We start from the raw sequence: 9,844 nt of genomic DNA, 5'->3' as shown, positions 1-9,844 counted from the left end.
TACGATTCAGGCGGGATTTCTCCCGTCATTTCCGAGGCTTACGGGAACGATGCGTTTCGTCTGCGACAGCTGCCGCGCGCAGTACATGATCAGCGACGACAAGATTGGCCCCAAAGGGGTCAAGGTTCGTTGCAAGAAGTGCGGCCACACCATCACCGTGCGTCCCGCTGGCGCGACGGCCGCGAAGGACTCCGCGTCTGAGTCTTCGACCTCCGAGGCTTCCGCCTCGACTGACGTGGGCAAGGGGAGTGACGCGTCCGCCGCCACGATGCCGGCGACGCTGGGCACGCCGCCCGAAGGCGGTCTCTTCACCGACGTGGAAGAGGACGAGATTGGCGCCGTCTTCGACCAGGTGCTGAGTTCCGGCACGCAGAAGATTCCCACCGAGGCCGCGAACGAAGCCGCCGCGCGCGAAGCGTCCGCGGAGAACGTGCGCAAGCTGGCCGAAGCGGAGGCCGAGCCGGACAAGGAAGAAGCCAAGGCCAACGCGGCGGCGCACGAGTGGTACGTGGCCATCGACGAGAAGCAGGTCGGCCCCTTCAACGTCGAGAAGGTCAAGGACCTGTGGGACCGCGGCGAGGTGGGCCCGGACAGCCTCTGCTGGCGCTCGGGCTTCAGTGATTGGATTCCGTTGTCGGAGACGGCGGAGCTGGCGTCGGTGTTGGCGCCGCGGCCCTCCAAGCCCGTCATCGTCGCGCCAGAGCCTGTGTCCGGCTCGACGCCCGCGGTGTCCTCGGGCCCCGTGCAGTCCGCCTTCAGCGCGGGCAAGGGGGCGCGTGGTGATTCCGGGCCCGCGGGCGCTTCCGAGGAGGCCGTGGGCTGGAAGCCGTCCGCGGCCAGCGTGCTGGCCTCGCTGGTGAAGGAAGAGAACGACGCGCTGTCGAAGCCGCCTCCGACGCCCGCGCCCGCGCTGGGCCGGGAGCCAGTGTCGCAGTCGCGACTGCTGGACGTGCCCATGCCGCCGCCGGAGCCGGTGTCCTCGCCGTCTCTGCGGGGCGCGGAAGTGCCGATGGCGCAACCCATGGCCTCGCCCATGCCGTATGGGCAGCAGCCCATGCAGCAGTATCCGCAGCCGGCGCCCATGCCGTATGGGCATCAGCCGGGGCCGCAGTATGCGCAGCCCATGCCCGCGCCGTACCCGCCGCAGCCGAGCTACCCGGCTCCCTATCCGCCGCAGGGTGGGGGCAAGGGCAAGACGGGGCTCTTCGTTGGCATTGCCGCGGGGCTGCTCCTGGTCGGAGGTGGCGCCGCGGCGCTCTTCCTGAAGGGCGGGTCTGGCGCGGACGCGGCACAGGCGAATCCCCCGGTCGTCGCGGCGACGCCCGTGGCCACGCCGTCGCCGACACCCAGCAGCCCTCCGCCTCCTCAGGCGAACACGGCTCCCGTGGCGGCCGCTCAGCCACCCGTGAATTCCGCGACGGCGCCTCCGCCCCCGCCCACGGAGGTCGCTGCGGCGCCGGTGAACACGCCTCCGCCGGAGACGCCGCCCACGGCCGTCGCGGCGGCGCCCGTGGCCACGCCGACGCCGCCTCCGGTTGAAACGCCGAAGCCCGCGGAGACGGCGGTGGCGAAGGCCGAGCGGCCCACCAATCGACGCACCTCGTCGTCGTCGCGCCGGGAGGACTCGGAGCCGCGCGCGTCCGCGCCGGCGCGTGCGGAGCGGCCCTCGTCGAGCGATTCGGATGATGACTTCGACGAGCTCTTCGGCACGAAGAAGTCGGCGCCGGAGGCGAAGCCGTCGTCGGCGCGTCCGACGGCCTACGTCCCTCCTGAGCCTGGGGGCGGGGTTCCGGACCGGCTGCAGCAGTCGGACATCATGGCGGTGGTGCTGGCCAACAAGCCGGCCATCATCAAGTGCGTCAACGAGCAGAAGAAGAAGGATCCGTCGTTGAGCGGCAAGCTGGTGATGCGCTGGACCATCCAGACGAGTGGCAAGACGAGCGCGGTGTCGTGCCGCACGGATGAGTTCCGCACCACCTACATGGCGAGCTGCATTTCCGGGCTCATCAAGAGCTGGTCCTTCCCGCGTCACAAGCGGCAGGGCGAGCCCATCGACTTCCCGTTCACCTTCTGAGCGGTGGGGAGCGTCCACTGAGGCTATCGCGACATGAACGTCGCGATGGCCTCCGCTCCCGCTGTCTGCTTGCGCGAAGGGTGAATTTCGTGGCCGAGCAGCCGTCCAGGTGGCGTCGACACTCGTTGACACGTCTGGACGGGCGGGACTAAGCCTCACTTGCTCGCATGGTTGTTGGGGCCTGTAGTCAGTGGCCGGAGGCCCCCCGGGCGGCGTTCCAAACAAGAGGAAATCTCAACATGCAGCTTCGCAAGATGATGTTGGTGCTCACTGCGCTTGGCGCGATGAGCGGTCTCATGGCTGGTTGCGGTGACGACTCAACGTCCCCGGGCGCGTGCACCAGCAACGACGAGTGCGGCGAGTCGGAGATCTGTCACCCGACCGCCCAAGTCTGCGTGCAGACCTGTAACTCTGGTTCGGACTGCCCCTCCACGGCGAAGACCTGCGCCCCGCTGGGCGGCACGTCGACCACGAGCATCTGCCAGTGCTCCACGGACGTGCTCTGCAACGGTGGCACGGACTCTGAGTCCACGGGCCTGGTCTGCTCCAACCTGGACAACGTCTGCGTGACGGCCTGCACGTCCGACACTGAGTGCACCGGCGACCGGACCTGTAATGTCAGCACCGGCCAGTGCGAAGAGGGTGACACCGGGCCCGCGAGCTGCACCGGCGAGGGCCTGTCCACCTGCGCTTACGGCCAGATCTGCTCCAGTGGCACCTGCTCCGCGCCGCCCGCGCCGACGTGCCAGAACTACAAGGACTTCCCGAACAAGGCGGACCTCGGCACCACGGGCCCGATCATCTACAAGGTGGGCTTCGTCAATGCGACGACGGACACTGCGTTCTGTCCTGCTAACCTGCCCAAGCGTCTGCGCATCCGCATCAACGCGTACTCCAACACGCCGTTCCCGGACACCTCCACGGAGCTGAGCCGCTTCTTCTACGTCCAGACGGACGGTGGTCGTCTCAACGCGTCCATCAGCCGCTCGGAGGGCAACTACATTGTCACTGGCGCCAACCGCAGCAACGCGGAGATCATCGTCAACCTCTGCGTCGCCGCGACTAGCACCACCAACTCGGCTGGCTTCTACTTCAGCGACGGCAACTTCGTCTGCCATCAGTCGAACTACCAGTAATCGATTGAGCAGGTGAGTCATCGAGCCCCGCTCCGGTTGTAGGGGCGGGGCTCGCTCATTCCGACGAGAGGTACGCTGAATTTCGGCCGGGCCTATGCGTCCCATTCATGCCGCGGAAATCCCGGCGTCTTGAAAAGGAGAATCGATGCTGTCTACCAAGCTGATGCGAACGCTGACCCTCGGTCTGACCCTGGTTGCTCCGGCGGCAATGGCTGAAGGCGCTTCGGAGCGGCTGAACTGCGCGGAGGGCACGGTTCAGCTCGGTTCCAAGGAGGAGGGCTTGTCGTGTGTGAAGTCCGGCACGAAGGCAGGCGCCCGCACCTCACACGGTGCGTACGTTGAGTACCATCCGAATGGCGTGAAGGCGGCACAGGGGCAGTTCGAGAACGGTCTCAAGGTTGGCACCTGGACCTTCTACGATGCGTCAGGCAACAAGCGCGGCACTGCGGAGTTCAAGGATGGCGGCTGGCATGGCCAGCGCGTCATGTACTTCCCCAGCGGCAAGCCCCAGAGAATCGAGGAGTACAAGAACGGCCGTAAAAATGGCGTGGTCAAGGATCTCGCTGAAGACGGCCGGGTATTGAGCCAAGTCCGGTACGAAAACAACCGCGAGGTTGCTGCCCAGTAGCTGGTTGGCCGTTTGGTCGTAATGAGGGTCCTCTCCCGATGGGGGAGGGCCCTCGTTCGTTTGAGAAGACTTCCCCATCCGAGTGGGCTCGGCTAGGAAGCTCAAGTGTGAAGGTGCCTTCGCTTATACCTGTTTTGCCGGACATCCCCATCTGCACGGTGGGTCGGATGGGGCTGCGTGAACTGGAGCGTATCCGGTTGATTCTCCGCGGAGGGTCGGTAATCGACTGGCGGCGAATGCACTTCCAGTCCCGTGGGGAGGTGGACAACTTCCTCAGGTTGCTCCAGTTGGATGTGTCTCGTCCCTACGATGATGAGTGGGCACGTGCCGTCTTGGCTGAAGCTGTTGAGTACCTTCGGAAGACGTTCAACTACCGCGTCGCAGATGCGGTGGCGAGGCCAGAGGAAATCCATGACTTGTTCCTCTACGCGTCTGGTGTCAAGGGGGCGCCCCGTCACCGACGGATTGCGTGTGTCGTTCTGAAGGTGATGCACGTCATTCAGCACATTGAAGGGCGAGACCTGCTCTTCCGGCTACCTGTGTCAGAGGCGGAGTTGGCAGAACTCATCATGGAGCGGGTGATGGGAGTTGCCGCCGAGATGCAGTCCAAAGGGCTGCCCATTGCGGAGTTCGCGCACTCCATCAAGACCCAGGACTCGCTTGTCACCAAGTTGCTGGCGAAGAAGGAGACCGTTGCCGCCCAAGTCTACGACAGGACCCGGTTCCGGGTGGTGACCAAGAGGCGGGAGGACTTGCTGCCGGTTCTCTACTACCTCTCCCAGCGCCTCTTCCCCTTTCACTTGGTTGTCCCGGGGCAAACTGAAAACACGCTGATGCCGTTCAAGGCTGTGCTCGCTGAGAACCCTCACTTCGAGCAGTACATCCCACGACTCCATCTGGATCGTGACTACGAAGATCGAGAGAACACTGGGGGGAACACTTTTTCGGGCAATACCTACCGCGCGCTCAACTTCGTGGTAGACCTCCCCATGCGAATGGATGCCTATCTGCCCACTCCGGAAGAAGACACCCGGCAGCGAAAGGGGAGAATCATCATCTCGCTTGTCGAATTCCAGATTGTCGATGAAGAAACCGCGCGACTTAATGAGCGTGGAGACAATGCGCACGAGGCCTACAAACGGCGCCAGAAACAGCGAGTGTTGAAGCGTCTGAGCCAGGGACTCGTTGTGCCCAAGCGACAAGAATAAGAGTTCCTCCAGGAACTGGGAGGCGAACCGAGCGCCAATGGTTCGCCTCGCGATCTATGTCAAGGATACTCGTAAATGACTTCAAGATCGGCCAGCGTAGGATGTGTAGTTGGGCTTGAACGCAGTTCGTCAGTGTCTCTGTCGTTATCTGTTTCCGAGGTGAACCGGATGCGGAACTGGGACCTGTAGTTTGCTTCGTCCCGGCGTGACCAGTTCGTGGTCACGTACGACGTTACGTCGAACTGCCCTGGGGTTCCCGTGTCTGCCTCGGCGATGGTGAAGCCCGGGGCAAGGGGGCGGGCGGTGTAGGCTGCGGTGAGTACTGGGTTCTCGGTCTCTTCTGCATGCGATTGGGGGAGCGATTCACCCACGTCTACGGGTTCCAACAGGAGGGGCCCAAGCTTTTCGAAGGGATTGCCCAGTCGAAGTGACAACCACCACCTGACGGTCGCTCGATTGATTCGGATGGTGTCCAAAGGCAATGTGTCGAGCTTGAATGCAAGGAACAGCCGACTGCCCTGTTGGGCACCATTATCGCCGATGCGCTCAAGTTCGTACGTGTTGTAGGACCGGTAGTGGCGTACGGATGACCCTGCTGTGATGGTTCCGCTTGCCGAGTAGATGAGTGGCATGGTCATCGTAGCCTGGCGGACGATGCGGAATTCCTGTTTGGCGAGATCCTGTAACGCATTCCCATTTTTGTCCTTGGCAAAGGTGGAGATCTGCCAAGCAATGGTGGCGCCATATGCAGCGCTTGCAGGTGACGTGTAGGTCATCACCGTCTCTGCCTCGTTCCACGAGAAGCTCCCTGAGTTGAGTCCCGCAGGCGAGGTGATGGCGAACGCCGCCTGGACGGAATTCTTGTCCATGGGTTCTGAAAAGAGAACCTCGATGACTGTGTCTCGAGCTACGCCGATGGCGGCCTGTCCCGGCGTCGTGTTGAGGAGGGTAGGCGCAGTGGTGTCGGGGGCTGGGCCCGTCGTCGTGAATGTGAACGAGCGCGTTCCTGTCAATGATTGGCCAGCGCCGTTCTCTGCATTCACGGTGACTGTATAGGTCGTGTTCTCAGCCAATGCTGCCGCTGGATGCACGATGGCCGTTGCTCCCTGATGGGCCCATTCGGTGCGGGCCAGCGTCACTTGGGGTTGAATCGTCACGTTCAGCGAGTCCTCTTCGATGGGACTCGAAAACGTCAGGACGAATTGGGTGTCGATGGGGACTTGCGTCGACCCACCTGCTGGCAGGGTATTGAGCAAGGTCAGCGTTCGCGGCTCCTCGGAGCCTGCGTCGGGCTGTGTGCCGGCATCCGCTTCGGGCCCGTTCGGGAGCGGTTCAACCTCCGGAACGTTGATGCAGGCCGTCGCTGTGGAGAAGACGAACAACAGGGAAAAGAAGCGTCGTCGGTAGTGCATGCTGTTGCTCATCGCAAGAACTGTTCCGGGCATGGTCGCTCGGAATGCTGGCCGAGATGTGCGGCGGCCACGTCTCTTCTGCCTCTTCCTACGAGACGAGGGCAAGCCACCGCAGGCGTCCACGCTGACCGTGGACCAGTTGAGACGGGCGTCTCACCTTCTGGACAGCTCCCTCTAAAAACACGAACGCCCGCCCTCCCAGCACGGATGCGGGGAGGCGGGCGTGGGCACCGGGGCCGCGAGCGGCCTACTTCTTCTTCCGGTTCTTCTTCTTGTTCTCCTTCTCCCGCTTGCGGCGCTCCTTGATGGCGTCGCGGTCCTCGCTCTTGCCTGCGGCGGAGGGCGGCGCGTAGCCCATCAACCGGGCCTTGGCCATGGCGGCCTGGCCCATGGGCGGCGTGTAGCCGGGTGCAATCTGCGGCAGCTGCATGGGCATGCCCATGCCGGGCATGCCGCCGCTCATCATCTTCTCCATCATCTTCGGGTCGCCGCCGAACATGCTGGAGAGGTCCATGTTCTTCATCTGCGACAGCTGACCCAGCTGCTTGAAGCCGGGGATGCGGCCCAAGAGGCCCGGATTCTGGCCGATGGTGCCCATTACCTGCTGCATCATTCCGAACTTCTGGAGCAGCTCCTTGACCTCTTCGACCTTGCGGCCGCTGCCCTTGGCGATGCGGTTGATGCGGCTGTTGTTGACGGTATCTGGCCGCAGGCGCTCCTTCGCCGTCATCGAGTCGTACATCGACTCGATCTTCGTGAGTTCCTTCTCGTCCGGATTGAGGTGCTCGGTGAGGTCGCCGAAGAGGGGGAACTTCTCCAGCAGGTCCTTGAGCGGTCCCATCTTCCGGACCATGCGGATCTGCTCGACGAAGTCCTTCATCGTGAACTGGCCGGACAGGAGCTTCTTGGCATCCTCCTCGGCCTTCTTCTCGTCGACGACCTTCTCGAAGTCCTTCATCAGGCCGACGATGTCGCCGAACCCGAGGATGCGGCCCGCGAGGCCGGCTGGGCGGAACTCCTCCAGCTTGTCCATGGACTCGCCCATGCCGAGGAACTTGATGGGCTTGCCCGTGACTTCCTTGATGGACAGCGCGGCGCCGCCGCGGGCGTCACCGTCCAGCTTGGTGAGGATGAATCCGTCCAGCGTCAGCCGCCGGTCGAACTCCGCCGCCGTGCGCACGGCGTCCTGACCAATCATCGCGTCGCACACCAGCAGGATGTTGTCCGGCTGGACGTTGCCCTTGATGGACTCCAGTTCGGCCATCAGGGACTCGTCGATGGCGAGCCGGCCGGCGGTGTCGATGAGCACCACGTCGCACTTCTGCTCGCGCGCGGCGGCGTAGCCCCGCTTGGCGAGCTCGGGCGGCTGGATGCCGGGCTCGTGGTAGACGGGGACCTTGAGCCGCTCGCCCAGGACCTTGAGTTGATCCACGGCGGCGGGGCGGTAGATGTCGGCTGCGACGAGCAGGGGCTTGCGCCCTTCCTGGAGGAGCCGGCTGGCGAGCTTTCCGGTCGTGGTCGTCTTACCGGAGCCCTGGAGGCCCACCATCATGATGCCGGACAGCTGGCCCTTGGGCTTCAGCTTCAAGCTGGTGTCGACGGGCCCCATGAGGGCCTCCAGCTCGTCGTGGCAGATCTTGATGAAGTGGTCCATCGGGCTGACCTTGCGCTTCTGGCCAGCCGTGTCGGTGATGGTCGTCTGCACCAACTCGCCCACGGACTTCTCGCGGACGCGGGCGACAAACTTCTTCACGACGTCGAAGGCGACGTCAGCCTCGAGCAGGGAGACGCGGATGTCGCGCAGCGACTCGTCGACCAGCTCCGGGGTGAGCTCGCTCTTGCCGGCGAGGCGGTTCTTGGCGGCGCGGAAGCCCTTGGTTACGGTCTCGAGCATGGGGGGCGCTTTATAACAGGGTCAGGCGAGATGCGACGGTGGAGCACACCCGGCCGTCGAACTGTGAAGAGAAGGGGGCCCGAAACCGGCCTCCCTGGCGGCGAATCCGACCCGGGGCCCTGGATTCTTCAACGCTCTTGAGGGGTTGGCGCATCCCTGGGCACCCCGGCGCGGGCCACGAGGCATCGCCGGGCGCGAAATGAGGCGCTCAGGCCTGCCTGGAGCCCCAGCGGAGAAGGAAGAGCGCCTGAGGCTGCACGAGGCCTTTGCCGGAGGTAGGACAGGCCCTGTAGGGTGCTGCCCGCAGCAAGGCACGAGTGGCGGAACTGGCAGACGCAGCGGACTTAAAATCCGCTGGCCCGTAAGGGCCGTCCGGGTTCGATCCCCGGCTCGTGCATTGAACTGTTCAGTGATTACGTGCGGTTAGGAGCGGCCTCCTTCCATGTTGCACGTATGTCGCACGGCAGAGCGAGAGGCCGGTCCAAAACGGCGACTGCCTCTCTCCGAGTGTCGGGGCTCAGGTGGGCGTAGCGATTCGTCATCTCGATGGTCGCGTGCCCTATCAGCTCCTGAATCACCTTCAGCGGGATACCCCTCATCGCGAGATGGCTGCCGTAGGTATGGCGCAGGTCGTGCCAGCCGATTTGCCCCACTTCGCGGGTGATGCCCGCCGCCCGGAGGGCGCGACCCAGCGGTGCCGCCATCTTGCCCTTGGTGAGTGGCTGCCCGTCCTCCTGACAGAAGACGAACCGCCCCCGACGGTGCCGGTGGGCGTTGAGCGCATCAACCACGGAGGCGGGCAAGTCGACCGTCCGTTCACGCCCACCCTTCGGCAAACCCTCTATCCCGCGCCAAATGGTCCTGCGAACGTGAAGCAGGCCCCGCGTCAGGGTCAGGTCGTGCCACCGGAGCCCGATCAGCTCCCCCTGCCGAAGCCCCGTCTTGATGGCGACGCGCAGCAACGTGCGCCATTCGGGCTCAGCGACGGCGAGAAGCTGATCCGCTTCCTCAAAGCTCAGGAAGTCGAAGGGAGGCTTCGGTAGCTTCCCAAAGGGCTTTACGCGCGGCGCCTGCCGGATGACCCCATGCTCTTCTGCGAGCGTCAGGAGCTTGTGAAGCACGGTCAGCACGTTGTTGATGGTCTTCAGGCTCAGGGGCTTGGGCTCGCTACGCTGCCGCTTCCGGATGGCTCGCTTTGACGCGGAGTCCTTCCGCTTGTGAGCTGCCGACTTCTTCTTGCGCATGTGCGCCTTGAAGTCTTCGATTTCGGCCAAGCCGATGTTCGCGAGCGCCACCTTCCCGAAGAATGGGAGGATATGATCTCTGAGAATCTGTCGTTTGCTGTCGACGCTTGAGTGCTTGTTGTGAAGTTGCCCCGGTTTCGTGGAGTTCCACCCGCTGTGCGAAAAGGGTCCCACGATGCCGAAGTCACGTCCCCCATACCCGCCGGAGTTCCGTGAGCGGGTCGTCGAGCTGTTGAAAGCCGGCCGCT

At 64.0% G+C, this 9,844-nt stretch carries 6 protein-coding genes, 1 tRNA gene and 1 pseudogene; 5 read left to right on the top strand and 3 right to left on the bottom strand.

Translation table 11 applies throughout. The features are described from left to right. Positions 1-49 precede the first annotated feature (49 nt). The 4 genes from gltJ (at position 50) to FMQ63_RS23890 (ending at position 5,046) form a co-directional block, all read left to right on the top strand. The gene (gene gltJ / locus FMQ63_RS23905) at positions 50-2,074 is read left to right on the top strand and encodes an adventurous gliding motility protein GltJ (protein ID WP_011554846.1); all 2,025 of its coding nucleotides are present in this window, start codon (positions 50-52) and stop codon (positions 2,072-2,074) included. Positions 2,075-2,313: 239 nt separating this feature from the next. Then, positions 2,314-3,210, top strand: coding sequence for a hypothetical protein (locus tag FMQ63_RS23900; protein ID WP_225909370.1), 897 nt, complete (start codon positions 2,314-2,316; stop codon positions 3,208-3,210). Between the two features lie 145 nt (positions 3,211-3,355). Continuing rightward, complete coding sequence (locus FMQ63_RS23895; RefSeq protein ID WP_011554843.1) at positions 3,356-3,838, top strand: toxin-antitoxin system YwqK family antitoxin; 483 nt, start codon at positions 3,356-3,358, stop codon at positions 3,836-3,838. A 38-nt stretch (positions 3,839-3,876) separates the two neighbouring features. Further along, a complete protein-coding gene (locus tag FMQ63_RS23890) occupies positions 3,877-5,046 on the top strand; it encodes a TIGR04552 family protein (protein ID WP_011554841.1) in 1,170 nt (389 codons plus the stop codon). Positions 5,047-5,105: 59 nt separating this feature from the next. Here FMQ63_RS23890 and FMQ63_RS23885 read toward each other — a convergent pair whose 3' ends face one another. Both FMQ63_RS23885 and ffh read right to left on the bottom strand, forming a co-directional pair. Beyond that, a complete protein-coding gene (locus FMQ63_RS23885) occupies positions 5,106-6,458 on the bottom strand; it encodes an Ig-like domain-containing protein (RefSeq protein ID WP_011554840.1) in 1,353 nt (450 codons plus the stop codon). A 247-nt stretch (positions 6,459-6,705) separates the two neighbouring features. Next, on the bottom strand, positions 6,706-8,352 hold the full coding sequence (ffh, locus tag FMQ63_RS23880; RefSeq protein ID WP_011554838.1) for a signal recognition particle protein: 1,647 nt from the start codon (positions 8,350-8,352) through the stop codon (positions 6,706-6,708). Positions 8,353-8,663: 311 nt separating this feature from the next. Here ffh and FMQ63_RS23875 point away from each other — a divergent pair. Next, a tRNA-Leu gene (locus FMQ63_RS23875) sits at positions 8,664-8,749 on the top strand. 16 nt (positions 8,750-8,765) lie between these two features. On the opposite strand, the pseudogene FMQ63_RS23870 reads toward FMQ63_RS23875, so the two are convergent. Beyond that, positions 8,766-9,719 (bottom strand): annotated as a pseudogene (locus FMQ63_RS23870) (tyrosine-type recombinase/integrase); the annotation flags it as partial. Between the last annotated feature and the right edge of the window lie 125 nt (positions 9,720-9,844).

The organism is Myxococcus sp. CA005 (assembly GCF_006518205.1).
Classification (GTDB): Bacteria; Myxococcota; Myxococcia; order Myxococcales; family Myxococcaceae; genus Myxococcus; species Myxococcus xanthus.
This window is presented reverse-complemented; position numbering and strand designations above follow the sequence as displayed.

What these genes read in the sequence shown, in the direction of transcription:
- ffh (WP_011554838.1), bottom strand. Translation starts at nt 8,352, where the DNA reads ATGCTCGAGACCGTAACCAAGGGCTTCCGCGCCGCCAAGAACCGCCTC.
- FMQ63_RS23895 (WP_011554843.1), top strand. Translation starts at nt 3,356, where the DNA reads ATGCTGTCTACCAAGCTGATGCGAACGCTGACCCTCGGTCTGACCCTG.
- FMQ63_RS23890 (WP_011554841.1), top strand. Translation starts at nt 3,877, where the DNA reads ATGGGGGAGGGCCCTCGTTCGTTTGAGAAGACTTCCCCATCCGAGTGG.
- FMQ63_RS23885 (WP_011554840.1), bottom strand. Translation starts at nt 6,458, where the DNA reads ATGCACTACCGACGACGCTTCTTTTCCCTGTTGTTCGTCTTCTCCACA.
- gltJ (WP_011554846.1), top strand. Translation starts at nt 50, where the DNA reads ATGCGTTTCGTCTGCGACAGCTGCCGCGCGCAGTACATGATCAGCGAC.
- FMQ63_RS23900 (WP_225909370.1), top strand. Translation starts at nt 2,314, where the DNA reads ATGCAGCTTCGCAAGATGATGTTGGTGCTCACTGCGCTTGGCGCGATG.